27 protein-coding genes and 1 other annotated feature are annotated in these 26,453 nt (G+C 42.0%); of the genes, 6 read left to right on the top strand and 21 right to left on the bottom strand.

Going from position 1 to position 26,453, the window contains the following annotated elements; genetic code table 11:
• Positions 1-5: 5 nt before the first annotated feature.
• The 5 genes from AC1MBV_RS00135 to AC1MBV_RS00115 all read right to left on the bottom strand — a co-directional run bounded on the left by AC1MBV_RS00135 (position 6) and on the right by AC1MBV_RS00115 (position 5,627).
• Positions 6-449 (bottom strand): hypothetical protein, encoded by a 444-nt coding sequence (locus AC1MBV_RS00135; protein WP_255747974.1) that lies wholly within the window; start codon positions 447-449, stop codon positions 6-8.
• Between the two features lie 185 nt (positions 450-634).
• Positions 635-946, bottom strand: a complete 312-nt coding sequence (locus AC1MBV_RS00130; protein ID WP_480947298.1) for a hypothetical protein — start codon at positions 944-946, stop codon at positions 635-637.
• A 171-nt stretch (positions 947-1,117) separates the two neighbouring features.
• Positions 1,118-2,866 carry an ABC transporter ATP-binding protein gene (locus tag AC1MBV_RS00125; protein ID WP_480948236.1) on the bottom strand — a complete coding sequence of 583 codons (1,749 nt, stop codon included), beginning with the start codon at positions 2,864-2,866 and terminating at the stop codon, positions 1,118-1,120.
• Between the two features lie 41 nt (positions 2,867-2,907).
• Positions 2,908-4,665 carry an ABC transporter transmembrane domain-containing protein gene (locus AC1MBV_RS00120; protein WP_255747972.1) on the bottom strand — a complete coding sequence of 586 codons (1,758 nt, stop codon included), beginning with the start codon at positions 4,663-4,665 and terminating at the stop codon, positions 2,908-2,910.
• Positions 4,666-5,192: 527 nt separating this feature from the next.
• Positions 5,193-5,627 (bottom strand): Hsp20/alpha crystallin family protein, encoded by a 435-nt coding sequence (locus AC1MBV_RS00115; RefSeq protein WP_480947297.1) that lies wholly within the window; start codon positions 5,625-5,627, stop codon positions 5,193-5,195.
• 315 nt (positions 5,628-5,942) lie between these two features.
• On the opposite strand from AC1MBV_RS00115, the gene AC1MBV_RS00110 reads away from it, so the two are divergent.
• The gene (locus tag AC1MBV_RS00110; protein ID WP_480947296.1) at positions 5,943-8,045 is read left to right on the top strand and encodes a DNA topoisomerase III; all 2,103 of its coding nucleotides are present in this window, start codon (positions 5,943-5,945) and stop codon (positions 8,043-8,045) included.
• Between the two features lie 43 nt (positions 8,046-8,088).
• Here the strand turns inward: AC1MBV_RS00110 and AC1MBV_RS00105 are convergent, their stop codons facing one another.
• The 3 genes from AC1MBV_RS00105 to AC1MBV_RS00095 all read right to left on the bottom strand — a co-directional run bounded on the left by AC1MBV_RS00105 (position 8,089) and on the right by AC1MBV_RS00095 (position 10,187).
• A complete protein-coding gene (locus AC1MBV_RS00105; protein WP_255747968.1) occupies positions 8,089-8,787 on the bottom strand; it encodes an SGNH/GDSL hydrolase family protein in 699 nt (232 codons plus the stop codon).
• A 98-nt stretch (positions 8,788-8,885) separates the two neighbouring features.
• Positions 8,886-9,392: a threonine/serine exporter family protein gene (locus AC1MBV_RS00100; protein WP_255747967.1), complete on the bottom strand. Its 507-nt coding sequence runs from the start codon at positions 9,390-9,392 to the stop codon at positions 8,886-8,888.
• A 9-nt stretch (positions 9,393-9,401) separates the two neighbouring features.
• On the bottom strand, positions 9,402-10,187 hold the full coding sequence (locus tag AC1MBV_RS00095; protein WP_255747966.1) for a threonine/serine exporter family protein: 786 nt from the start codon (positions 10,185-10,187) through the stop codon (positions 9,402-9,404).
• A 313-nt stretch (positions 10,188-10,500) separates the two neighbouring features.
• On the opposite strand from AC1MBV_RS00095, the gene gpmA reads away from it, so the two are divergent.
• A complete protein-coding gene (gpmA, locus tag AC1MBV_RS00090; protein ID WP_480947295.1) occupies positions 10,501-11,244 on the top strand; it encodes a 2,3-diphosphoglycerate-dependent phosphoglycerate mutase in 744 nt (247 codons plus the stop codon).
• Positions 11,245-11,584: 340 nt separating this feature from the next.
• Here gpmA and AC1MBV_RS00085 read toward each other — a convergent pair whose 3' ends face one another.
• Genes AC1MBV_RS00085 through AC1MBV_RS00065 form a run of 5 tightly spaced genes read right to left on the bottom strand, consistent with a single transcriptional unit; the run spans position 11,585 to position 14,996 of the window.
• A complete protein-coding gene (locus AC1MBV_RS00085) occupies positions 11,585-11,986 on the bottom strand; it encodes a heavy-metal-associated domain-containing protein (protein ID WP_480947294.1) in 402 nt (133 codons plus the stop codon).
• Between the two features lie 35 nt (positions 11,987-12,021).
• Entirely contained in the window at positions 12,022-12,246 is a 225-nt protein-coding gene (locus AC1MBV_RS00080; RefSeq protein WP_480947293.1) for a hypothetical protein, read from the bottom strand.
• A 35-nt stretch (positions 12,247-12,281) separates the two neighbouring features.
• Entirely contained in the window at positions 12,282-14,444 is a 2,163-nt protein-coding gene (gene feoB, locus AC1MBV_RS00075) for a ferrous iron transport protein B (RefSeq protein WP_480947292.1), read from the bottom strand.
• 16 nt (positions 14,445-14,460) lie between these two features.
• Positions 14,461-14,682, bottom strand: a complete 222-nt coding sequence (locus AC1MBV_RS00070; protein WP_255747961.1) for a FeoA family protein — start codon at positions 14,680-14,682, stop codon at positions 14,461-14,463.
• 23 nt (positions 14,683-14,705) lie between these two features.
• Positions 14,706-14,996, bottom strand: coding sequence for a FeoA family protein (locus AC1MBV_RS00065; RefSeq protein WP_255747960.1), 291 nt, complete (start codon positions 14,994-14,996; stop codon positions 14,706-14,708).
• A gap of 318 nt (positions 14,997-15,314) precedes the next feature.
• Between AC1MBV_RS00065 and AC1MBV_RS00060 the strand changes: the two genes are divergently transcribed.
• Positions 15,315-16,370, top strand: coding sequence for an ATP-binding protein (locus AC1MBV_RS00060; RefSeq protein WP_255747959.1), 1,056 nt, complete (start codon positions 15,315-15,317; stop codon positions 16,368-16,370).
• A gap of 99 nt (positions 16,371-16,469) precedes the next feature.
• Here the strand turns inward: AC1MBV_RS00060 and AC1MBV_RS00055 are convergent, their stop codons facing one another.
• The 4 genes from AC1MBV_RS00055 to AC1MBV_RS00040 all read right to left on the bottom strand — a co-directional run bounded on the left by AC1MBV_RS00055 (position 16,470) and on the right by AC1MBV_RS00040 (position 18,831).
• A complete protein-coding gene (locus AC1MBV_RS00055) occupies positions 16,470-16,760 on the bottom strand; it encodes a DUF2653 family protein (RefSeq protein ID WP_255747958.1) in 291 nt (96 codons plus the stop codon).
• Positions 16,748-17,173 (bottom strand): hypothetical protein, encoded by a 426-nt coding sequence (locus tag AC1MBV_RS00050; protein WP_480947291.1) that lies wholly within the window; start codon positions 17,171-17,173, stop codon positions 16,748-16,750. The genes AC1MBV_RS00055 and AC1MBV_RS00050 overlap by 13 nt, the downstream gene beginning before the upstream one ends.
• A gap of 90 nt (positions 17,174-17,263) precedes the next feature.
• On the bottom strand, positions 17,264-18,454 hold the full coding sequence (locus AC1MBV_RS00045) for a MalY/PatB family protein (RefSeq protein WP_255747956.1): 1,191 nt from the start codon (positions 18,452-18,454) through the stop codon (positions 17,264-17,266).
• A gap of 17 nt (positions 18,455-18,471) precedes the next feature.
• The gene (locus AC1MBV_RS00040) at positions 18,472-18,831 is read right to left on the bottom strand and encodes a MerR family transcriptional regulator (protein ID WP_255747955.1); all 360 of its coding nucleotides are present in this window, start codon (positions 18,829-18,831) and stop codon (positions 18,472-18,474) included.
• A gap of 152 nt (positions 18,832-18,983) precedes the next feature.
• Here AC1MBV_RS00040 and AC1MBV_RS00035 point away from each other — a divergent pair, with 152 nt between their 5' ends.
• Entirely contained in the window at positions 18,984-19,217 is a 234-nt protein-coding gene (locus tag AC1MBV_RS00035; protein ID WP_480947290.1) for a hypothetical protein, read from the top strand.
• 64 nt (positions 19,218-19,281) lie between these two features.
• On the opposite strand, the gene AC1MBV_RS00030 is transcribed toward AC1MBV_RS00035, so the two are convergent.
• On the bottom strand, positions 19,282-19,863 hold the full coding sequence (locus tag AC1MBV_RS00030) for a thioredoxin family protein (RefSeq protein ID WP_480947289.1): 582 nt from the start codon (positions 19,861-19,863) through the stop codon (positions 19,282-19,284).
• Positions 19,864-19,989: 126 nt separating this feature from the next.
• Positions 19,990-20,209 (top strand) — a binding site (T-box leader).
• Between the two features lie 45 nt (positions 20,210-20,254).
• On the opposite strand from AC1MBV_RS00030, the gene proB reads away from it, so the two are divergent.
• Positions 20,255-21,412 carry a glutamate 5-kinase gene (gene proB / locus AC1MBV_RS00025; protein ID WP_480947288.1) on the top strand — a complete coding sequence of 386 codons (1,158 nt, stop codon included), beginning with the start codon at positions 20,255-20,257 and terminating at the stop codon, positions 21,410-21,412.
• Positions 21,405-22,667, top strand: a complete 1,263-nt coding sequence (locus AC1MBV_RS00020) for a glutamate-5-semialdehyde dehydrogenase (protein WP_480947287.1) — start codon at positions 21,405-21,407, stop codon at positions 22,665-22,667. Before proB ends, AC1MBV_RS00020 begins: the two co-directional genes overlap by 8 nt.
• Before the next feature lie 69 nt (positions 22,668-22,736).
• Here AC1MBV_RS00020 and AC1MBV_RS00015 read toward each other — a convergent pair whose 3' ends face one another.
• Genes AC1MBV_RS00015 through AC1MBV_RS00005 form a run of 3 tightly spaced genes read right to left on the bottom strand, consistent with a single transcriptional unit; the run spans position 22,737 to position 25,628 of the window.
• Positions 22,737-23,435, bottom strand: a complete 699-nt coding sequence (locus AC1MBV_RS00015) for a LutC/YkgG family protein (protein ID WP_480947286.1) — start codon at positions 23,433-23,435, stop codon at positions 22,737-22,739.
• Entirely contained in the window at positions 23,432-24,892 is a 1,461-nt protein-coding gene (locus tag AC1MBV_RS00010) for a LutB/LldF family L-lactate oxidation iron-sulfur protein (RefSeq protein ID WP_480947285.1), read from the bottom strand. The genes AC1MBV_RS00015 and AC1MBV_RS00010 overlap by 4 nt, the downstream gene beginning before the upstream one ends.
• Positions 24,858-25,628, bottom strand: coding sequence for a (Fe-S)-binding protein (locus AC1MBV_RS00005; RefSeq protein ID WP_255747947.1), 771 nt, complete (start codon positions 25,626-25,628; stop codon positions 24,858-24,860). Before AC1MBV_RS00005 ends, AC1MBV_RS00010 begins: the two co-directional genes overlap by 35 nt.
• Between the last annotated feature and the right edge of the window lie 825 nt (positions 25,629-26,453).

The following is a 26,453-nucleotide window of genomic DNA, read 5'->3' as shown; positions in this document are numbered from 1 at the left end:
GAAACTCAGTCCGACATTTCTTTCTTTTGAACAATCGGCGGCTTTGGTGTAATACTGTCTGACTTGCCTGCCATGGCAGCAATTCCTGTAATGACAAGAATGATACCGGCCGGAAGCCCTGTACCAAAGAGTATTAAGCTGTTCAAACTTCCTGAAATGAGAAAACATAGGCCTGGAATTGTGTGCCAGCGTTTTTTAATAAAAAAGTATAAGGCTGTACCTGAAATGATAGAACATAATAAACCTGCGAAAAAGGCATGAATGCTGAATGCGTTTAAACTGTAAATGGCACCCGCGGAAGTTATTTGATCGGTATTCAGCCGCAATTCATCAATCATTCCGCTGTCGAAGTGGGCCGCTATATATGAAAATCCTCCAAAAATAAATTGGATCACCGTCAAGATTGTTCCTAGTATACCTGCTACACAAGCGGTAATACGCCTAAACATAACCCTCGCTCCTCATATGTCCGAATCAATGATCTTGATTCAATAGTATGCTTGGCCAACACGCGAGATGCATGGTCTTTGGTTTTTTGCTTACAAAGAGGAGCAGGACGATCAAGGTTTTGTCGTCCTGCTCCTCTTTGATACACCATTTATTTATCAATTAACTTCAGACGGTTTAACATAACTTAGCCATGTCGATACAAGCCAGGATTTACTCGCGCATTCTCTCGAGCAAGCTGAATAGTATCCATGATTTTCTGATGCAACGATTGTGCATCCTCGCCTTCAAGGACAAGTAAAATCTCTTTTTTTTGCACGGACGAAAGATAGGTCATCGTTTGTGGTAAATTTTTCATCGGGAAAGTTGAGCCATTGTTCGAAAAGTATGCTTTGCAACGGCACTTTCTTATGGTCTCAAACAGCCTGATCGCACGTTTTAAGGTAATGCCGCCACCTGGAGTAAGCGGAATTTTAATTGAAACAATTTGTTTTTCCATGATTAAAAATCACCTCTAAATCCATTTCTCGGACACTCCAGCTACATCTATTATTATATGTCATCTTTCCACACTTTCGAAACAATAGGCATGCTGCTTGGTTGAATATGAAAAAAGAAGCCCGATATTAAAGGACTCCTCATTAATGATCATTAAATAAAAATCGTTTTTTCACTGCGCTGAAGACACTTCACCTGCGCCTTTTCCATGCTGTAATTGGTACATATTAAAGTACAGACCACCTTTTTGAAGCAGTTCTTGATGTGTTCCGCGTTCAACAATTTCGCCTCTATGGAGCACCAAGATTTGATCAGCGTCCTGAATTGTTGACAGTCGATGGGCAATCGCAATTGTCGTTCTGCCCTTTCTCATCTTAGACAAGGCTGTTTGAATTGCTTCCTCTGTCTCTGTGTCTACGCTCGCTGTCGCTTCATCAAGGACAAGTATTTTCGGGTCTTGAGCCATCGTTCGAGCGAAGGACAGCAACTGCCTCTGACCGCTTGAGAAGGTCGCTCCGCGCTCCCCAACTGGCTCATGGTATTGTTTCGGTAGCTTCGTTATGAAGTGATCCGCCTGGACAAATTCTGCCGCTTTCCTTACCTGTTCATCAGTTAGCTTCTCGTGACTCAGTCGAATATTATCAGCTACATCGCCCACAAACATAAAGGAGTCTTGGAGAACCAGACCGATACGTTTTCGTAGTTCGCCATCAGAAAATGCGGTTAGCGGCTGTCCGTCAATGAAGACAGTGCCTTGTTCAATCGGATAGAAACGCATGAGCAGATTAATAATCGAACTCTTTCCGCTCCCTGTATGACCAACAAGCGCAATGGTTTCGCCCGGATTTGCTGTGAAAGAAATATTCTTCAAAACCGGGTTCTTGCCATCGTAAGCGAACGTGACATTGCGAAATTCCACTCGTCCTTCCTGTACTGCCGGATTCACATCGCCCTGCTGAACAGGTGCCATGCGCTGATCATCAAGCAACCCGAATACCCGTTCAGCGGAAACCATCGCCTGCTGGAAGATGGTCAGCTGCTGCATAATTTGGTTGATCGGATCAAAAAATCGGTCAAGATAATTGATAAACGCATACAAAACACCAATTTTGACTGCATTGTCAAATGACTGGATACCAAAAAAGCTCAAGATCATCATTAAACCAATGAGGTAAACAGAGTAAACGGCCGAACGGAGCATGAGACTGTTTAACCGTACACTTTTTAGCAGTGCCTTTTTGTGATCATTATTGATTTTGCCAAATTCCCGCCTCAACCGTTTCTGTTGCCGCATTGCCTGAATCATTGACATTCCTTGCAGCGACTCGTTCAGTTTCGCATTTAGCTGGCTGAGTTTCACTCGTGTAACCCGGTATACTTTCGAGCTCAATGTACGATACACCCACATCAGAACCAGAAGAAAAGGCATCAGAATGAAACAAATAAGTGCCAGACGAGCATCAAGGAAAAACATGCCCGCGAAAATACCGATCATCATAATTGTGCTGTTCACAATTGTCGACAATACCGTGACATACAGATCCTTGATGGTTTCGGTATCATTTGTGATTCGAGACACCAGACTTCCTCCCGGCGTCTGGTCAAAAAAGCGTAAACCGAGATGCTGTACCTTAGAAAACACTTCTACCCGCATGATTTGGATAATGTTCAGTGCAATTTTCTGAAACGATATGACTTGATAATAATTAAATAAAGCAGAAATTGCGTACAAACCGATGAATAAAGCGCCAAGCAAAATCAGCGGCTGAACCGGAAATACACGCGGTGTCAGATAATCATCAATAAACACCTTCATCACGATCGGTCCAAGAACATCCGCACCGGTAGCAATCAATAACACAATGAATGTAATGATTACTTTTTTCTTAAAGTATTTAAGATAAGACAGCAGCCGTCTCATAACTCGACGTCCTGAGAGCTGCGCGAGATTCTGTTCCTCGTTCACGCCTTTGTGCCTCCTTCCGAAACAAGCGATTCAAGTTGTTGGTGCGCGTACATCTCCGCGTACCATCCTTCTGCTTGAATAAGATCTTCATGCGTTCCCCGTTCGATAATTTTGCCATCGCCCATGACAATGATGAGGTCGGCGTGTTCAACTGCACTTAAACGATGTGCAGATATCAGCGTTGTTTTATTTCGACGTTCATGTTTGAGCGCATGAAGTATGGAAACCTCAGTACGAGCATCAACTGCAGAAAGCGAATCATCGAAAATCAACAGTTCAGGATCGGCAAGCAGCGCCCGGGCAATTGAAATACGTTGTTTCTGCCCCCCTGATAATGTAACGCCTCGTTCCCCGACAACCGTCTCGTACCCTTCTTTAAAATGAAGAATATCTTCATGAATACTTGCTAACTTAGCAACGCGTTCAACTTCTTCTTGGGATGCTTCCGGTTTTGCAAACGCAATATTCTCAGCAATGGTTGCTGAAAATAAGATATGATCCTGTGGGACATAGCCAATGGCACTTCGAAGCGCATCAAGTGTGACTGCCTGTATTGCGGTTCCGCCTATACTTATCTGACCATCCTTGATGTCAAATTCACGCAGAAGCAACCGCAGCAATGTGGTTTTTCCTGCACCCGTTTTCCCCACAATACCTAATGTTTGTCCTTGGTTAACTTGAAAACGGATATCAGTCAACGCATCAGAATCACTTCCCGGATAGCGGAAACTCCGTATTGAAAAATCAATCGATCCGCTCGGCACTTGATCAGAAGCACCCTTCTGATCTGTAATTTCCGGTTTTATTGCTAATAGCCGCCGAATCCGATCATAGGAAGCACTGCCACGTTCGACAATATTGAATAGAAAACCGAATGCGAGCATTGGCCAAACAAGCTGACCGAGATACAGAGTAAAACTTGTTAATCCGCCAAGCGTCATTGACCCGCCAACCACATAAACTGATCCGAAGATGAGTGCAAGAAAATAACAAAAGGCAACGATGAACGTTATGGTTGGATCAAACAATGAGTCTACTTTTGCAACCGCAATATTTTTATTGACCACATCTTGTGATGCCTTTCGAAACATAGTGATCTGTGCGTCTTCTTCACCAAACGCCTTGATCACTCGAACGCCGGATACGTTTTCCTGCACTTTATCATTGAGATCGGAAAAAGCGGCTTGTGCTTTTCCAAAACGTTTATGCAATAGTGATCCATAATACATGGTGAGTATAACCATAATTGGCATAGGCAGCAGCGTAATTAAAGTCAGTTTCCAGCTGATAAACACGGACATGGTCACGATAACCATGCCGCCGAGTGTTATTGAATCAAATAAAGTGAGAATACCTTCACCAGCAGCACCTTGAACTGCATTAATATCATTGGTCGCATGCGCCATTAAGTCGCCGATCCGTCTTTTTTGAAAAAAGTTGGGTGACAGTTTCGTGAAGTGTTTATATAAATCATTTCTTAACTGATTCGCTAAAATAATGGACGATCCAAAAATTAATTGGCGCCAAATATAGCCTGTAAAATAATAAATGATCCCAATGATTACTAGAAATGCAATCCATTTTCCTAAAGTTAACGGAGTTAAACTTCTTGTTCTGATATCGTCAACTAAAATACCGACAACATAAGGAGGAATCATCGATAAAAAACTTGAAAGCATGAGAAAGATGACACCAAAAGAATATTTCAATCGTTCTTGCTTAAAAAACCACCATAAATCAATAAAAATACGCACCAGACAACCCCCTCGTCAAACAACCTTATCTTTAAAAACACAAAAAAGCCACAAGAGAACAGAGTTCCTTTCTCCTGTGGCTTCATAGACAAAAACCGTAAAAAATACCGATTATTATGTCAACAATACCGAAGGAAAGAGGTAAGTGTCACAAAATCAACAACAGAATGTACAAATGAATACTTAACTCCATTTACCATCTTCTGAGTATTCTTCATGACGCTCACCTCCTTCCCTATTTGAATCAATGTAGCAATTATATAATTTTTTCCAAATGAAGTAAACCATCAATTTAAAGTATTTATTATAATTGCTCTGTTAAATAATGGTCAATTCTTGGCGGATCATTCAACCGACATGTTACCGGCAAAACATAATTAAAGTAAACCTGAAAACTATATGTATAAAAAAGGATGTCTCATGAAAAGTTAATTTCTTAACTTAGAGACATCCTTTTTCGTTTTATTGTTCAAATTTCTAACATTCTAGTTTTGTCAGCTTCTCACTCATTTAGAGATGATATTCATTTAATTTATAGTAATTTCATTACGATTACGTTTGCTTTCTTCCTTTTTAGGCAAGGTAATTTGAAGCACTCCGTCCTTAAACGCGGCTTTAATTCCATCCTCTTTAACGTTGTCAAACATAAAATGACGTGTATAAGAACCGGACGCACGCTCTTTTCTAATGAAGCTGCCATCTTCTGCTTTTTCACTTGTTTGCTGATCACGTGTTGCATCAACAGTCAGAACACCGCGATCAAAATCAAGATGGATACTGTCTTTACTGAAGCCAGGCAGATCCAGTTTTACACTGTAAGCATCATCACGTTCTTGAACATCTGCAGCGAATGTCTGCAATCCACTATTGTGAAAGAAGTTGTGCCCCCATTCATCAAACCAGGAAGGCAAGAAATCAAAGAATCCGTCACGGTCTTTTTTCGTTGGATAAAGATTTGCCATCATAAATTCCTCCTCATTAATTTAAGGCTGTCCAAAAGTTACGTCTGTCTTTTCACGTTGCTTTGACACGTAATGTCTAAGAACCATGAAATTACATGACTGCTCGCTCCTTTTAAACGTGTTTGATTTTTTAATTCGGGGTTTGAATTTCATCTCTTCTAACCCTTACAACTGTATTATAACCGTTTGGTCAGTAAAGGTCAAATGTTTTTGACCTTTACTGATCTTTTTTCAAGAACCTGAAATTATGCGTGTATTCCGTTATAATAGGCTGTATCAGTCAATAGGTTTTATAAGAGAAAGGAATTTCCGTATATGTCAAAATCACTCGTTTTAGCTGAAAAACCCAGCGTTGCTCGTGAAATTGCGCGTGTTCTGGACTGCAAGAAGACGAACCGCAGCTTCATTGAAGGAGAACGCTATATTGTTACCTGGGCACTTGGTCATCTTATCGAATTAAAAATGCCTGAAGAGTACGATAATAAATACAAAACCTGGCGGCTTGAAGATCTCCCGATTATTCCAAAACAGATGGAAACTAAGCCGATTAAACAAACGCGTGCACAATTTCAAGCGATTGCCAAGCTAGCTAAGCGATCGGATATCAGTGAATTGATTATCGCGACTGATGCGGGACGCGAAGGTGAACTAGTGGCGCGGTGGATCCTTGAAAAAATCAATTGGCGCAAGCCAGTCAAAAGACTTTGGATTTCATCGCAAACTGACAAAGCCATTCGTACCGGCTTCAAACAACTTAAACCTTCGAAAGAATATGACGACCTGTTTCAATCTGCTGTTTGCCGCTCAGAAGCAGACTGGCTGATTGGGCTCAACATTTCACGGGCCCTTACGACAAAATACAATGATTCGCTCTCTGCCGGACGTGTACAAACACCGACGCTTGCCATGATTTTAGAACGTGAACAAACCATTCAATCCTTCCAGCCCAAGCCCTACTGGAATCTTTCTGTTGATTTAAATGGCGGTACCGCTTCTTGGAAAAACGGTGATCGAACACGCATTGCAACAAGAGATGAGGCCGCTGCGTTGAAGAACAAGGTGTCTGGCCATCAAGCTGTGGTTCGCAGTGTCGTCATTAAAGAAAAGCGGGAGAAGCAGCCGCTTCCCTATGATTTGACCGAACTGCAACGTGATGCGAATAGAAAGCTTGGCTTCTCAGCAAAAAAAACACTCAATGTTCTTCAGAACCTTTATGAGCGTTATAAAATTGTTACGTACCCGCGTACGGATTCGCGTTACCTCACCAAGGATATTGCTGCGACGATGCCCGAGCGGCTTCGCGCCATTTCTTCCGTCTACGGTGATGAAGTTCGTGCGATTCTGCACAAGCAAAATGGCAAGGTAAAAGCTGCTTATGTATATAATGACTTAAAGGTTAGTGATCACCACGCCTTGATTCCAACGGAAGAACCTGTCTATATTCATGATTTGTCCGATGATGAACGTCGACTGTACGATTTAATCGTTCGAAGATTTTTAGCCCTCTTCTACCCTGAGTACACATTCCAGAGCATGCGTGCGGAGTTAGAAATTAATGGGGAAACGTTCGTATTGAAAGAAACAAAAGAACTGGATTTGGGATTTAAACGTTTGAACGAATCATCCGGCAAACAAGTGAGTGAGGACAGCCTTAATGTGACAAAAGGGCAAAAATTGCCAGTACATCAGGTTCTGCTGGATGAAAAAATGACAGAGCCGCCTGCACGTTTCTCAGAAGCTGACTTATTAACAAAAATGGAGACATTTGGTTTAGGAACACCAGCCACCCGAGCAGATATTATTGAGAAAATACTGCTCGCCGAATCTGTTGAGCGTGTAAATGGGCGTTTGCGCCCTACCGGCAAAGGCAAACAATTGATTGACCTTGTAAGCACGGATCTGAAATCTCCAAAGCTTACTGCAGAATGGGAACGGCAATTAGAAAATATCGCAAAAGGCAGTGGGAATGCGAATCAGTTTATGGCAGAAATTCGCAAACGCACCTTAGAACTGGTGCGCGAAGTCAGAAACAGTCAGCAAGACTATAAAATTCAGAATTTAACCGGATCTAAATGTCCGGAATGCGGCTCGCCAATGAAAGAAGTTAGAGACCGTGATGGCGGACGGGTTCTTGTTTGCATTAATCGTGCCTGTGGACTACGAAAGCGTAAAGATCCGAAATTATCGAATAAACGCTGTCCGACCTGCCATAAAAAGATGGAAATGCATAAAGGAAAAGCGGGATTGTATTTCCAGTGCCGCACTTGTGGAATCATTGAAAAGGCAGATCAAATTAAGAAAAAAGCGGATAAAAAAGAAACTCGGAGGCTGCTCAATAAACTGAATAACAACAGTGACCCGATCGGAAACAGTCTTGCAGATGCCTTAAAAGCAGCGATGAAAGAAAAAAATGAGTAAGAAAAGCCTTTTGGCTTTACTTACTCATTTTTTAGTACTTTTGTTACACAGCATGCATTTCCGTGACACTTTTTCTGAGTTCAGGCACGAACCCAGACACAATCTCAGCTAACGCTTTATATCCCTGGGCTGTCGGATGCAAGCCGTCTTCATTAATCAACGCCTTCAAATCGCCTTTCAGTTTAAACGCGGAACGGACATCAATAAGCGTTGCACCACTCTTTTTACACAGATCTTTGAGTGCGCGATTGTACATCCCGTGCCAATGCTCAATACCGCCGCACATACCGATCCAATGACCAATCGAGTGACTGTAGTGACTCATCAGCGACTGATAATATCTGGCAGGATCAAGCGGCAGCAAACTTAAGATTACGGGCAGAGCTCCTGTCGCCGAAATACGATCAATCATAAGCTTTATGTTGGACAAATAGCGATCGATCGGAACAATCGGTACATGTTCCGAATCCGGAAGCTTTGCAACTTGATCCCAAGGAAAATTGCAATCATTTCCGCCTACATTAATGAGCACAAGATCCGGATGCTCGTCTAGCACATCATGATCAAGTCTTTGTACAAGAAGATCTGAGTTGTCGTTAAAGACGCCTTTGTTGATGACCTCATCCCCATCGCCAAGGAAGCGTTGCAGTAATGCAGGATAATTTTCACGAATGATCTTAAATCTTCCGCGTACAAATGTAATACCCCGTGTCACACTATCGCCAAAACAGATCAATTTCATAACCGCTCACCTCTCAAAATAACCGGATGTACATAATTCTTTCATTCGGTCTGTTTCATTTGCATTTATAGTAACAAATTACCTAATTAATTTACAGTTTATTTCGAGAAATGTTTCACTTTTTTTGAAAGAAAAAGTCCAGCTGCCATTTTATTTGATGCATGATGCTTCATTTTTTCGAAAATTTGATAAAACACTTCTGCCAAAATCAATCCCATTGCAATCGCTCCGGACAAAACAAATACCTTCTCAGCAAAATAAATAGCAACATCATAATTGTTATCCACCGCACGGCTCATTACCGAATAAGTGAGCCCTCCGGGAACAAGTGGAATAATACCCGATACACTATATAGAATGACCGGATTTTTGCATAGCCGTGCAAAGATCTGACTCATGAGCGCAATGACAAATGATGCGGCAAAGGTGGCAACAAAATCATTGCCGCTATAGTGAAACAGGAAGAAGTAGATCAGCCAAGCAATCATTCCAATCAAACCACCATGGATCAGCGGTTTAAATGGAATATTGAATATAATACCAAACGCACATGTGGCAAGATAACTAGTAATCGATTGAATGGTAATGACGACAAATAAGTGCATGAACTCACCTCAACCGAGCACAATTGCGGCCGTCACGCCAATGCCAATGGCAAAGGCTGTCAGGCCTGCTTCTGCGCTTTTCGATAGTCCGGCGACCAAGTCGCCGGCCATGATATCTCTCACAGCGTTTGTGATTGGCACTCCGGGAACGAGCGGCATCACAGCACCGATGATAATTTTATTCATTTCGACACCGAATCCCAACTTTACACTGACTAATGCAATCATTCCGATAAAAATCGATGACATAAATTCAGAAAAGAACTTAACTTTCGCGAGCCGATGCAGATAAATCATTCCGGCTTGACCAGCACCGCCTGCGATAAATGCCGGCAGCAAATCTTGCCATTTACCCAAGAACATGAGTAAAAAACAGCTGCTGGCAATCGCAGCTGCAAGAATCTGCAAGCTGTTCGAATACATGACTGTAGAACGATCGATCTGGATTAAATCACGGTGCAGATCCTTCAGACTGACTTCGCCATGAGCAACTCTTCTTGACAAGGTGTTTACTTGCGTGACCTTACGCAGATTAGTTCCTCGATTCTTGATTCTCACAAGCTGCGTGACATCGTGGTCTTCAATGGAGAAGATGATTCCGGTTGGCGTAACAAAACTCTGCGCATCATGCACAGAAAAGCTGTTAGCGATTCGATTCATTGTATCCTCAACCCGATATGTCTCTGCCCCGTTCTGCAGCAGAATTTTTCCCGTTAATACGCAAACAGCCGCAACTTCATGCACAAATCCTTCCTTGCTGTCCTTCCTCTTATATGACCCTAAGAAACCATTCATTTTCACGACTTCTCTCTCTTTTTTTGAGTAAGATCATTATAATATGAGCATTGGCTGATAACAATACTTTCACATTGTTTTAAAAGATGAAAATGTCAAAGATAAAAAAGCATGTTATAATTAATTGATGAAAAATCACTGTTTCGTCATTCTATGCCGCTTGACGCGAGTGATTTGAGTAAAATGGCTTCATCACGTCGATACTTTTAATGCATGCTGCCCGTGCATAAAACGTGACTGATACACCATCGCTCACGATTCGGGTAAGCATTAATTATCGAATGTGCAAATTTGAGAGGAGTGTTTCACACTAATGATCAAACTCGTATTGATCAGGCACGGTCAAAGTGCTTGGAACCTTGAAAACCGTTTTACTGGTTGGACTGACGTAGACCTTACGGAAAAAGGTGAACAAGAAGCAACAGAAGCAGGAGAAATTCTGAAGAAAAACGGCTACACATTTGACCAAGCCTATACTTCCGTGCTCACAAGAGCAAACCACACCTTATGGAATGTGCTCCACGAACTCAACCTTACTTGGATTCCTGTAGAACATTCATGGCGTCTGAACGAACGCCATTATGGTGCTCTTCAAGGATTGAACAAGGCAAAAACTGCTGAAAAATACGGTGCTGAACAAGTACATATCTGGAGGCGTTCCGCTGACATTAAGCCGCCGGCTCTTGAAAAAGACGACGAACGTTTTGTTGCTCAGCTGAACGATCCGAGATACGCTAACCTTCCTGAATCGGAACAACCGCTTACGGAGGACCTTCTTGACACGGTTGATCGTGTACTCGTTTATTGGAACAATGAAATTGCTCCGCAAATCAAAGAAGGCAAAAAAATTATTATCGCAGCACACGGCAACTCTCTGCGTGCGCTTGTTAAACACCTTGACAACGTGGATGCAGGTACAATCGTTGGTCTGAACATTCCTACAGGCACACCGCTTGTTTATGAATTAGACGATGATCTGAAGCCGCTCAATCGCTACTATCTGACCGCTGACGGCCCTAGCGACAAAGAAGTACTTCCTTCAGCAGAAACAAAATAATTTTATTTGAAAAAACACTCCGTACGGAGTGTTTTTTTTTACCCTTTTTGGATGGAGACAGATTGTAAAAATAAGCAAAAAAAATCCCTTGAAAGTTCAAGGGATTAATTATGGATTAAAAACTGTTCAAATCCTGATGCATTGATCGTGATGGGCAATCCGACCAATACAAGAATTCAACGCATCCATATAAAATAACTGGGTAACCATGCAAGGTGCAAAGTATTATGATGGGCATTTAACAACTCATAACAAAGATATTGTAAACCCTTTCTTCAAAAATGTAAAGGCTGTCATTCTTTTTACAGTGCATGATTCATTTTTTATAATAAGACCTATTTTAGTTGATATTATTTAATTGGTCACTTGATGGTGAATGATTGCCTATAATCCTCATGACTGTATAACCAGAATCAGATACGGTACGTCGCAGATCCTTTTCCGGCAGAGGATATCGCATGTGAATCGTAGCCGTCCGCTTATCCAAACTGACCCTGGCCAAGACTCCATCCAAAGTATTAAGCGCATTTTCAATATGGATCACACAATTTTGGCACGTCATTCCATCGATTAGCAACGTCGCTACATAAGGATAATGTGCCATATCTCGATCATGAACTTTTATTTTCTTTACAGGCGCTTCACCGGATCCGCAGCAGCCTGACCGCATTTTCTTCCTTGTGCTATGCAAAGCAAATCCAGCAAGTATGATGAGCAATGCAAAAATAAGAAACGTCACCATTTAATCAGGTCCTTCCAAACTATTGATACTACTGATTACTTACGAATCATCGCACGCAATTCAGCTGCTGTCGGCTTTTGAATTGATGCAGCTGCAATCGAACATGGCTTTTGGTGAGCATTCCGCTTCAGATTTTCAATGGGACATGATCCACTCAAACCACAGTCCGTACACACGCTTTTGTTTCTCTTTACATAACGCAACGCCAAGAAATACATTGAACTGACAAGAACAAAAATAAGAAGTGTTGACAGATTCAAAATCAGGTCCCCCCTCATTAGGTCGTTTTAGTCGTTCAAGCTCGCGCACTTGTGCTTCGCAAATCGACGGTATGTGACCGCGGAGCGGGCCGCAGGAGCAGATATAGGACAAATGCAATAATAATCAAGGCGAGAATCGGACCAAGCCCAAAGCTCTTCCCGAGGAAGAATACGCTGCCGAGCTGATAAACGACAAAGGCAATACTATAACCGAGTAAAGTTTGATAGCCAAGAGCGATAAATGTCCATTTAATACCGCCCATCTCTCTGCTTGTCGCCCCGATCGCAGCAAAGCAAGGCGGATTGAAGAGATTAAAGAGCATGAAAGATAAGGCACTGACACCTGTGAACATTGAACCAACACCAGCAATAAGCGCTTGCGTATTCGCTTCATCGGAAACACCACTTAAAACTGCCAAAGTGCCTATCGCATTTTCTTTCGCAACAAGCGCACTGATTGTCGCCACTGCACCTTTCCATGTACCGAAGCCTAACGGAATAAAGATCCAACTGATCAATTGACCAAGAGTAGCGAGTATACTCCGATCAATGTCGTCAACCATGCGCATATTCCATCCAAATGAGGAGAGGAACCAAATCAATCCGCAAGCAATAAAAATTATTGTACCAGCCTTCACAATAAAATGTTTGCCGCGCTCCCACATGTGAATCAGAACGCCTTTGAGTGAAGGCAACCGGTAAGACGGAAGTTCCATAACGAACGGTGCCGGCTCCCCAGCAAACAGTCTTGTTTTCTTTAAGATGATTCCGGAGACAGCGATCATCGTCAGTCCTAGAAAATACATTGCCGGTGCGATCCAGGTGGAACCAGGAAAGAAAGTTGTGACAATCATCGTAATAATTGTCAGCTTCGCACCACAGGGAATAAACGTCGTGAGCATGATCGTCATTTTCCTGTCTTTCTCGTTTTCAATTGTTCGTGTTGCCATAATACCCGGGACACCGCATCCGGAGCTGATCAGGATTGGAATAAAAGACTTTCCTGATAAGCCGAAGCGGCGGAAAATCCGATCCATAATAAAAGCAACTCGAGCCATATAGCCGGAATCCTCCAAAATGGATAGGAAGAAAAAGAGAATCAGCATCTGCGGAACAAAACCAAGAACTGTACCTACGCCTCCGATAATGCCGTCAACAATCAAACCATTCAGCCAATCTGCTGTACCGATTGTTTCAAGAAAATGCGTTGCGGCTTCTGTTATCCAGCCGCCAAATAAGGTATCATTTGTCCAATCGGTCACTAACGTTCCAAGCGTTGTTACCGAAATATAGTAAACGAGCCATATAATACCCGCAAAAATAGGCAGTGAAAGAAAGCGATTTGTAACAATCCGATCAATCTTGTCAGAAGCAGTCAACTTTCTACCTTTTTTATGTAATGTATCTTCAAGAACGTTCTCAATATAATCATAACGTTCATTCGTAATAATCGATTCACTATCATCCTCAAATTCTTTTTCGACCCGAGCTACGACTGTGTTCAGCTTTGTTCGCAGTTGTTCGGATAATGTTACTGATGCCAGCACTTTCTCATCGCGTTCAAAAAACTTAACTGAGTACCAACGCAAACGTTCCGGTTCTGCATGTTCCTTTACAAGTTCAGAAATTGATGCAATCGATGCCTCAACTTCTTTACTGAATACTGGTTTTGCAGGAATGGCTGTCTTGGAAGTTGCCAATTCAATAGCTTTTTCCGCAGCCGTCATTGACCCTATCCCCTTAACTGCTGAGGTTTCAACCACGGGACAGCCGAGTTTATCTGCGAGTTTCTTCACATTTATTTTATCGCCGGATTTCTTAATGATATCGATCATGTTTAAAGCAATGATCACTGGTATGCCTAATTCAACGACTTGAGTCGTCAAATACAAATTACGTTCCAAATTTGTGCCGTCAACCAGATTAATAATTGCATCCGGACACTCATGAATCAGATAGTTACGGCTGACCACTTCCTCAAGTGTATAGGGTGAAAGTGAATAAATACCCGGGAGATCGGTAATAATCACATCTTTATGACCTTTAAGACGGCCTTCCTTTTTCTCAACCGTTACACCTGGCCAATTACCGACATATTGACTGCTGCCAGTTAGATCATTAAACATTGTAGTCTTCCCGCAGTTCGGATTCCCGACTAAAGCAATTTTCATTGTCATTGTCCTTTCCAATTTAATCATTGATTATGGCTTTCATTTAGATAAGTTCGATATTTTCAGCCTCCACTTTACGAATGGACAGTTCATAACCGCGTACTTGAATCTCGATCGGATCTCCAAGTGGTGCAATCTTTCGAATAAAGAGCTTTGTCCCCTTTGTAATTCCCATATCCATAATCCGTCTTTTTAATGCGCCTTCTCCATGGATTTTGGCTACAGTCACCGTTTCACCCGGTTGCATTTCTTTTAAAGTTTTCATAGTCACAAACCCTCTCCCAACGTTTAAACGGTCATAACACGTCTGGCCATCGCTTTGCTGACAGCCAATCTAGTTCCTTTTATTGACACGATAACATTACCATCCATTTCGGCAATGATCGTAACCTCTGTATTCTCCACAAATCCAAGGTTCCCGAGAAGACGACGTGTCTCATCTTTACCGCAAACACATGCCACATGTACTTGCGCACCAGCACGAGCCAGGCTCAGTGGTATTGCAGGTTTGCATCGAGACTCTGACACGATCCGGTGGCATTTCATTTCATCAAGTATTGATTGATTCATATTTTTCATATATGTTCTCCTTCCGTAAAGCAACAGTCGGGATTACTAACAAGGCAATCATGAAAACCTATCTCGACTGTTCGGAAATTTCTTTGATAATGATAATTGTTTTCAATTAAATTTTAATGGAATCCTACTTGTTTAACAATCCTCAATTGTGAACTTATCGTGACACCTGCGAAATACGGAACAAGCATTCGCTTATTTCGACTTTTCATATTGTTTTTCAACAATATAAAACAATAAGAAGAAATATTTGCTAAAAGTGCTTCATATATATTTACAAATAGATTTGTTCAACCTATCATCTTCTTAGGAGGCAACGGTATGTCTAGTAACAGTAATTCTACTGAATTCGATTTTAAAAAAATGATTGACTTGGTCATGGACGCGATCCTGATCCTTTCTGGAGATGAAATTGTTTATTCAAATCGGGCGGCAAATCGTCTGCTCTCTTTTGATGAACATACGTCACTCTGTGGTTTGCCCATAGGCATGTTCGTCGATCCATTGGATATGCCCTTAATTCATGCCTCACTTAATAAGATCTGTTGCCGTCAAAGTGATACGGAATCCGTTCAACTTTCCATACATTCAAGTAATAATGTGCAGATTCCCGTGGAAATAGCGCTGTTTTATTTTCCCGATGAAGATCAGTCTCTCGTTCAATTAACCATTCGTGACGTCAGCAACCGCAAAGAGGCTGAGGAAAGCATGATCCAATCTGAAAAGCTCTCGGTGATTGGTGAACTATCAGCAGGGATACTTCATGAGATTAGAAATCCGCTCACATCGATCAAAGGTTTTTTACAGTTAATGCAGACCACTGAAAAGCTCAATCAGGATTACCTCGACATTATAATGCGAGAGATCGAGCAAATCGAGAAAATCACAAGTGAACTTTTATACTTCACAAAACCAAAAAGTGAGCATTTTTCCCAAGTGGATCTTTCGAACATTGTAAACGAAACACTCCAACTGTTCGAATCACAGGCTGTAAACCTTAACACACAAATGATTCTTGATTCAGACGGTGCCTCTCATTTTATTCTTGGTGATAAGACCCAACTCAAACAAGTATTCGTCAACCTTATTAAAAATGCTCTTGAAGCCATTCATGGTCACGGCACGATCACAATACGACTAACTTCTTCTGAACAATACGAAAAAGTCCTTATTCAAGATACTGGATCGGGAATCCCGCAGCACATTTTCAATAATTTAGGAAAATCCTTTTTTACAACAAAAGAAACTGGTACCGGGCTTGGTCTCATGGTTACGTACACTATTGTAAAAAATCATAAAGGAACAGTAAACGTAACAAGCAAGGAGCATTGCGGCACAACATTTCATCTGAGCTTTCCCAAAGTGACAACTAAGTAAATCTAAATCAGCTTTTAACTTTTTGCAATGCTCTCTTTATCTATATAAATTAAAAACTCCCTTAGACCTGCCCGAGCAGTCTTGGGAGTTTTTTCTATTTTAATTTTGATAATGCGCAATAATTCCTGCTTCTTCATCAAGTTCCAATCGCAGGGATCCGTATGGATTTTCTTTTAATTCGATCTCAACCCATGAACGGAGAGCCTCAACAATATTTGCTTCAATTAATATCTGCTTGCGATCACCAACGTAAGCCTCCGCAGAAAATCCATAGTCATCATCGTAGAGAAGCTCGATTTGGATTTTTTGAGGATTAATACCTTTTTTGGTTGCGAGATGGAGGCATAATGCATTGACAATATCTTGCTCTGAAATCGTCAACGTTTCCATGGATTGGAATCCTCAGGCTTTTTTCGCCTTGAAAAACTCGTTATGATGTATCGGATAAGTGAAATAACCACAAGAATCGCAATCAAATTGATCAGAAATCCTGCCATCATACCAAATCCACCAAGATGCGAGAACAAGCTGCCGAATAACAAACCTGACAATCCGCCGAAGATCATCCCGCGCATAAAACTCCCACCTGTAAAATTCTTTGCTGAGGTTCCCGTACGTGCATTTTGACTGCGGTTGCTCTTAAAAAATGAAGTCGTGCCCGTGCCTCGATTCGATTGAAAGCTTTTAACACCGGATCGATATCCTCGCGCACTCACTTGTTGATCCGAACTATGAAAAACAAAATTACCGACAGGCGTAAAAATAAGCGTTAATGCAAGAAATGCGGCCATAATCTTCTTCATCGAATGTATCAATTCCTCCTGTACTTTTGTGTACTATGTTATACGTTTTATTTTGCAAAAGGTTTCAAAGTAAGCGATTCAAGACCAGACTCATAAATTTTGTTGAAAAGCAAACTGCAGCTGATTCATTGCTTGCTTGAGCAGGCTTTGCGGACATGCTAGATTAATCCGGACGAACCCTTCTCCCTCAGCACCGAACGCATAGCCCTGATTAAGGGCCAGCCCCGCTTCTTTTCTTAGAAAATTCTGCAAGTGCAGTTTATCCCAGCCAAGCTTGCGACAGTCAATCCAGCCAAGATAGGTACCTTCAATTGGCGTCATTTCCAAATTCGGCAAGTTCTGTTTTAAGAAATTGGTGACAAAATCGGCATTCTTTTTAATATAAGCAAGACATTGATCGAGCCAATTTGCACCAAACCGATAAGCAGCTTCTGCAGCTGTGACTCCTAATGTATTCGGTTCACTCAAACTGAAACGCCGCACCTGTTTTAAATAATTCCTTCTGAGTGTTGGATTTGGAATAATAATATTTGATATTTGCAGTCCTGCAAGATTAAAAGTTTTGCTAGGTGCCGTGCAAATGATTGAGTGGGCACTTGCCTCTTCAGATATCTGTGCATATGGCGTATGATGATGTCCAACAAATACGAGATCATTATGAATTTCATCGGCAACCACCAAGACATCGTATTGACTCGCCAGTTCCGCTACTTTCGTTAATTCTTTCTTCGTCCAAACTCTTCCAACCGGATTATGCGGCGAACACAGGATCATAAGTTTGACCTTTGGGTCGGATAGCTTATGCTCTAAATCAACGAAGTCCATGCGATATTCACCATTGTCATTGATTAAAGGATTTGTTACCACCTCTCGATTTTGGTTCAAAGCCGACTTAGCGAACGGCGGATAAACTGGAGACTGTATAAGCACTCTGTCCCCCTCATGTGTAAATCCGTCCACAATAAGATTTAACGCAGTTACAACTCCTGGGCTGTGGCATATCCAATCCTTCTCAATAGACCAATGGTGCCGCTCCTCCATCCACTTTTGAACAGACTCCAGATACCCTTCTGTTTCAGTGGTGTACCCATAAATGGCATGATTAACTCGCTTAGAAAGAGCTACTGTAACCTCAACCGGCACTTGAAAATCCATATCTGCTACCCATAGAGGAATTAAATGATCTCCTCCAAACAGGCGATCTGCCTCATCCCATTTTATTGAAGCAGTTCCGTTTCGATTGATCACTTGATCGAAATCATAACTTTGTATCACTGGCATTCATCTCCCTCTTATTTTTAAACGATTAATGATTGAAGCTTGGCACTCAATAATCGCAACTGTTTCCGTTGATTACGAATTTTAATCTCTTCATTCATTAAAAATGTTTCTTGTTTTTCAAGCGCTATGGTTACATCGCGAATTAATTTTTGGGAACCGCAACCGCTCTTCTTTTTCATTTTAAAGACACTTTGAATGATTTTCAGAGACAGTCCCAAATTCTGCATTTCTTTGATAACCCTAAAATCTTCTATATTTTTTTGACTGTACTCTTTATATTGATTGGACGCGTCCGGCTGTATCAACATCAGTTCCTCATAATAACGAACTGTATCCTTTGTTGTCCCGCACTGTTTCACAAATTCCCCGATTTTCACATGCTGCCTCCTTTCTCGATCTCTTGACATGGGGTTAACCCCATCGTTTTTAATTACCTTATTAAGAATATAGGGGGTATTTTATAATGATCGCAAGTTTTCTTTTATTCGTTTATTCACTCTCATGTCTCATTGCAGGATGTATTTATTTTATGAAAAAAGGTCGCCCCATAGTAATCAGCTTCTTTATCACTGCACATCTAGCGAGTCTCATTCTTTCGTTCTATCTTTTTATGTATCACACGGCCGTGTACCAGTCGATCATTATTCTTCTGCTCTGCCTCATGACAAGGATCGTAAACGGTTTTTTTATTTTTCATCATGTACAACCGGTGCACCTTGCCATCACGACATCGTTATTTATCATCATTGTCATTTTACAATGAAGCAAAGGCTGATTTAAAAAAATGCCTTTCCCCAGCCGTCGGTCGAAGAAGGGCATCAATTATATTATACTAAATCGCAAGCTTCGCCGGGCATCCAATGCGCATCTTGACCGTTCCACTTGACATTGCATCCGATCGGATTAGTCAGCGGTGTTGTCACTGATTTTCTATTAGTGAGTTGGTCCAGCGCACGATCCAAGTCGTTCACTGTCGCCTTCTCCGGCTGTCTCGGGTTATCAAGCTCGCGTCCCGTATAAACCAGTTTCCTTTCTTTATCGAAAACGAAGAAGTGAGGTGTTCTCAAGGCGCCGTATGCACGCGCTGCATCTTGAGATTGATCGCGCAAATAAATCCAAGGAAATTTTTCTTCATTCATCTGTTCTACCATATATTTGAAGGAATCCTTTGGATGTGTTTCTTCACTGTTTGAGTTAATGGCGACGAACTGAACACCTTTATCCTGATAATGTTCAGCAACTTTTCTCGTGGTTTCGTTTGAACCAAGAACAAAGGGACAGTGATTGCACGTAAAGAATACGACCAGTACATCTGCATCTGAAAAATCATTTAAACCATATGTTTTTCCGTCAGTCGCCGGCAACGAAAATTTTGGTGCTTTTTCGCCGATTTGCAAAGTGAACGCCACAACAAAAACCTCCTTGTTTATATTCATTTCTATTGTACCATCACTATTTTTGTGAGGAAAAAAATTTGCTTGAAGGTATGTTCTCTTGACTTCTATTCAATAGCTGAATATAATAATATCAATTATAAAACGGCGTTGACAGGGATTAGTAAACAATGAACAAAGCGTAAGAGAGTGGCATCCATCGGCTGCGAGATGCCTCGCATCATTCGTGTTGAACCTGCCCTTGAGCAGTCCGGATGAAAACTGGGCCGTCTTCTTCACGATACGAAGATCCGAGAGAGTACGGACTTGCACCGTACTAACAAAGGTGGTACCGCGGGCAAAGCCTCTCCCCGTCCTTTTAATTTAGGATGGAGAGAGGCTTTTTTACGAAGGGACGCAACAACTTATGGAAACAAAACGAGTGGTTATAAAAATCGGCAGCAGTTCTTTAACGGATGCTCGTGGGCAACTCGATCACGCCAAGCTGCGAGATCATGTCGATGCTATTGCACGGTTAAAAACGAACGGTCATGAGGTCGTTCTCGTATCATCCGGTGCTGTTGCAGCCGGTTATGGCGGATTAGGCTATCCGGCACGGCCGGTGACCATCGCCGGAAAACAAGCAGCAGCAGCTGTCGGTCAAGTCATGTTGCTGAACAGTTATGCAGAAAATTTTCACAAATACGGAATGACCATTGGGCAGCTGCTGCTCGCCCGCCAAGACTTTGAACGGCGTGAACAAATGAGTCATGCTTATTCGGCACTTTCGGAACTGCTGAAGCGTTCTGTGATACCGATTATTAATGAAAACGATTCGGTTTCACTTGCCGAGCTGACTTTTGGAGACAACGACATGTTATCCGCCCTTGTGAGCGGCTTGATCCATGCAGACTTTCTAGCCATACTGACTGATGTTAACGGCTTATATAATAAAAATCCGAATGTATATGATGATGCAGTCCGCTACCATTTTCTCGACAATCTCCCGGAACATCTACTTGACGAAACAAGTGAGGTTGCCGGCTCAAAGGTTGGGACAGGGGGCATGAAATCAAAGCTGCGTGCCGCACGCATGGCACTGTCGCTTGGTGTCCGAACATTCATCGGCAAGGGAGAAGGACCTGATAAGCTGGTTGCCATTATCAACGGAAATGGTGATGGCACCTATATCGGATCCGATTGTCTGAAACCGTCGCTTAAGGTTTCCGAGCAATGGATTGCCCTTCACTCACCAGTATCCGGTAAAATTGAAATTGATGACGGGGCCGTCAGAGCATTGATGAAGGAAGGCAAGAGCCTGCTTCCCGCTGGGATCAAAAGAATCGACGGGCATTTTCTTGCTGGAGAAGTGATTCAAATTGTAGATCGAAAAAGCCATGTATTAGGCAAAGGTCAAGTAAACTATTCATCGGAGCAGCTTGAGGAAATTAAACGAATGCCAAGCAGTCGTGCCATGATCACGGTCAACGGCGGACATCCGGAGGTTGTACACCGTGACAATTGGGTTCCGTGGACCGCAGTTCTCAAACCTGCCGTTTACGAAAGGAGAAATACTAATGAATGACACTAAAGACAATGAACTCATTTATAAGGCAAGATCAGCACATGAAGCTTCTCAAATAATTGCGGCAAAATCGACAGAAGAAAAAAATGATGCCTTAAATCACATTGCCGTTTCTTTACGAATGCATGCCGCAGAAATCATAGCGGCCAACCAACAAGACATGGCGCAGGCACAACAAAACGGTATGACGAATTCTTTGCTCGATCGTTTAATGCTGAACAACGATCGTATTGATGCGATGGCACATGCTTTAGAGCATCTCGCAGATTTACCGGATCCAATTGGTGATGAACTGGAAAACTGGGATCGTCCCAATGGATTGAATATAAAAAAAATTCGTGTTCCAATCGGTGTCATTGGAATGGTTTATGAAGCACGACCTAATGTCACGGTTGATGCGGCAGGTCTGTGCTTGAAAACAGGAAACTCTGTCTATCTGCGCGGAAGTGCTTCTGCGCTTAATACGAATAAAGCAATCGTTGCTGTCATTCGCGAAGCACTCAAAACGTCAACACTTCCTGTCGACAGTGTTCAGCTACTCGAAGACACACGCCATGAGACGGCAGATCAATTTTTCCGATTGAATGGATTGATCGATGTTCTCATCCCACGCGGAAGCAGCAGACTCATTCAAACCGTGATTAAACAAGCCAGTATTCCTGTTTTGGAAACAGGAGCAGGCAACTGTCATGTGTTCATTGATGAAACGGCAAAGCCTGAAATGGCGATCAGCATTGTACTGAATGCAAAAACGCAGCGTCCATCTGTTTGCAATACAATAGAAACAGTCATCGTTCATCAAAAATGGTTCGAAAAGTTCGGTCCTGATTTGATTGATGCTTTGCAGACGGCAAATGTTTCTTGCCGAATTGATCCGGTAATTGCGGGACAATTTCCTGCTTTGAAGATCGCAACCGAAGATGATTGGGCAACTGAATATCTAGACAAGATAATTGCTGTAAAGATCGTTGCTAGCTTGGACGAAGCAATTGCACATATTAACAAATATGGTACAAAGCATTCAGAATCCATCATTACAGAAAATACAGATCATGTCTCAACCTTTTTCAAATTTGTTGATGCCTCAACCTTGTATCATAATGCTTCAACACGATTCACGGATGGCGAAGAATTTGGTTTCGGCGCTGAGATAGGCATCAGCACACAAAAGCTTCACGCACGAGGTCCAATGGGACTTAATGCATTAACGAGTATCAAATACCTCATCGAAGGAAACGGACAAATTCGCAATTAATTGAAAAGCAAAATTAAAAAGCAGACGCTGCTAAAGGCGTCTGCTTTTTGTTTTCATTGCAAATGTGGATTATAGATCAGAAACAATAATATAGGCAACTTTAATTGGTCCGTGAACTCCGACAACAAGCCTCATTTCAATATCCGCGCTATTGCTTGGCCCGGAGATGAAATTGATGTAGGAGGACACATCTTCTCCATTCTCAACCTTATTCTCAATAAGATTCATAGCCTGTGTCAACCGCGGAACAATACTGCTTTTTGGAACAATAACAATCGATGTTTCCGGAAGAAGGCTGACACTTCTTGCCTTGTCTTTATCATTGAAAAGGCCGGCAGTCGCTGATTCAGCAAGCATAACATCACAAATTGATAAACCAATATTTGCCTCTGCTGCTTTATCAATATTCTGGTGACCTTCTTTATAATTCCATGTATAAGCTTGATAATTTTCTAAAACATTACTAATACCGAATGCTTCAAATCGTTCGTCTTTGGTCGCAACAATTTTACCCGCACCATATTTATCAATTAATTGTTTCAATTTTTCTGCAAGTCCATCCGAATTTGTTTCACAAACAGTTGTATGAATCGACTCGCATGCTTTTTTCATCATAGCTGTAAGCTGGTCTTCAGAATAGTCCTCATAAACGCGTTCCTGGGGCTTATGCGCCCAGATAGGCATCTCAGGTACTTCACCTACTGTCCGATTCAATTTTCCAGCTATCTTTTCAAGAAACGAATCTCGATTTTCAATCGTTCCTCTCATAATGATTCACCTGTACCTTTCGCCTGGATCGTTGCTGATTGCTGCTTATGCTTCTTAAACCAATCTCTGAAATTTTCTTTGCTTGGTGCCGGAAGGTCTCTGCCATGAGTCCATGGTTTCATCGGTCCCGGACCTTTTGGAATGGATCCATCATGAACAAGCGGCTTTAAAATGATCGGTGCCATTTTGGTACCTGCCCGGAAAATCATTGGAGAGGATGCACCAATACTGAATCCCTTCATTGCTGCTCGTTCCATAACAGGTGGATGACCGCCGCCTTCCACATATTTTTCACGATGACGAATCAATAGTTTGTGCAGTGGTATTTTTACTGGACAAGCTTCTGAACACGCCGCGCAAAGACTGGATGCATACGGCAATTTTCCATACTCTTCGTATCCTCCTAAAATCGGCGAAAGAACTGCACCGATCGGTCCCGGATAAATAGAACCGTAGGCATGTCCCCCAATATGTCTGTAAACAGGACAGACATTGATACAAGCTGCACAGCGGATACAGTGCAATGCTGATTGAAAATCGGTTCCAAGAGCATTAGAACGTCCTGCATCAACAATAACCAAATGATAATCTTTTGGACTGTCAACAGCATCCTGATCTGCCTTTGGAGTTATATCTGTAACATAGGTTGTTAGGCGTTGACCAACCGAGCTTCGACAAAGCAGAGATACGACAACATCAAGCTCTTTCCAGGTTGGAACAAGGCGTTCCATACCCATTACCGTGATCTGAGTTTCCGGAAAGCTCGTCACCATGTTTGCATTGCCTTCATTCGTTACAAGACAGATACTGCCGGTATCAGCGACCGCGAAGTTGCAACCGGTTATCCCGACGTCTGCATTCAAAAACTTGCTGCGTAGTGTCTTACGTGCAAATCCTGCGAGCTCTTTAGGATCATCGCTTCCTTCATAGCCCAATTTCTTGAAGGCATCACGAATTTGCTGACGGTTTTTATGAACAGATGGGACGACAATATGAGATGGCTGATCATGATCAACCTGAAGGATAAATTCAGCAAGGTCTGTTTCGAGCACTTCGCAACCTTCTTCTTCAAGTGCTTCGTTCAGACTGATCTCTTCAGTGACCATTGATTTCGCTTTAACCACATGCTTTGCGTTTTTTTCTTTACATACTTTTTTAACATAGTCGCGTGCTTCTTCCGCTGTTTCTGCGAAGAATACATGTCCTCCGCGAGCTGCAAAGTTATCGCTCAACTGTTTCAGATAATAATCCAGGTTATTTAGTGTATGTGCCCTGATTTCTTCACCGGCACTTCGCCATTCTTCCCAATCACCCAGTGCTTTGTCTCCGATTGTAGCGCTAAGTTTTCTCCCGCGCAGACCATCTTGTGCTGAAGAAACGGCGTTTACCATAAAAGAGTCATGGATAGCTTTGTCAACTCCTTCAAAGAATGGTCGATTTCCGACTTTCATCGGCATGGCGCTCAGCTCCTTCAGTTTGATGGCTATTTAAAATTTGTGCAATATGTAATACCTTTATCGGCCTTCCAAGCCGCTTCATTCGTCCGCCTATATTCATAAGACAGCTTGCATCGGCGCCAACAACCACTTCAGCATCTGTTTCTTCAATATGGCGGATCTTTTCATCAACCATTTGTTCTGATATGGGAAACATCTTCACCGAGAACGTACCGCCAAAACCGCAGCAGTCATAATTGTTCGGAAGCGGAACCAAGTCAAGACCTTTAACGTGTTTCAGTAGAGTATAGTGAGCTTCACGTTCCCCAAGCAGCCGCGTCATATGACACGAAGTATGCAACGTCGCTCTTGCATGATATTCCGCGCCTACATCAACAACACCCAAGACACGCACAATAAACTGCGTAAATTCATAGGTTTTGTCCGCAATATTCTTGGCTTTTTCTTGCCATTCCGGTTCATCCGCAAAAAAATTAGGATATTCATGAAACATGGTCGCACATGATCCGGACGGACACACAATATAATCTGAATGTTCGAATGCTCGAATCATGTTCTTTGCCGGGCCTTTTGTATCTTTCGCGTAACCGCTATTATATGCCGGTTGTCCGCAGCAGACCTGACCCTCAGGGACATCCACTTCACACCCTAGCCTCTCAAGAACCTCTGTTACATCTTTTAATACATCAACGTAAAACAAGTCTCCCAAACATGTTGTAAAAAGAGAAACTTTCACTAATCTCAGCTTCTTTCTTTTTGATTGTGACATTCTCTTAAGTGATACGATGCATCCGTTTTCATCGTTTTAATTCGTCACAATTTCATCACTCTTCACTCACATTTTATACATATAAAAAAAAAGATCAACCCAATTAAGCGAATTGAGATGATCAATTAGTTATAACAGATATGCCTTTTTTCTATCTAATAATTATTCTAATTCTTTAACATATTTAAATATGTCTGGAGCATTCGTGATAAGGCGCAAAAATGCTGGCTTTATGTAATCCTTTAATTTTAATAAGCAAAAACGCCAGGTTCTTATTTCCGCAGGACGCAGTGGCTTCCGCGTTGCATACAGGGGACGTATGCGTCTTTAGCGAAAGCTCCTTTACACCTGCGAAGGTTCCCTTACATACGAAAGTTCCTTCATCCTACCTCTGTTTCATTAAGCATTCTGGTCCTTCATTAGTTAACGGGTATAATAAGCGGAGATTTTCCGGTTATATGCACCATGGGGCTTGTTTCGCCGGTAAATAAGGGTAATTTTTCCGATTATACAAAGAAAAAACGTCCATTTTCACGTTTTTCGATTCAATAAGCGGAATTTCTCCGTCTATTTAAGCTATTTTTTCGTTCATTTTCTAATTAAGCGGAGTTTTTCCCTCTATTTATCAGATTGGGCACTTAACTGATCGCCCAACCGATAAGTGCGGATTGGGAATAAGCAACTTATCACCTTATCATCGTCGTACCAGTGGGGCAAGCTCTTAAACCTTGTACATACATGTAAAAGCAAAAACACGCACCTCTCAAAATTGAGAAATGCGTGTTTTTCAAT

It is taken from the genome of Sporolactobacillus sp. PKPK-6, from assembly GCF_056678885.1.
The sequence above is the reverse complement of the archived record's forward strand: the minus strand, read 5'-3'. Positions and strand labels throughout refer to the sequence as shown.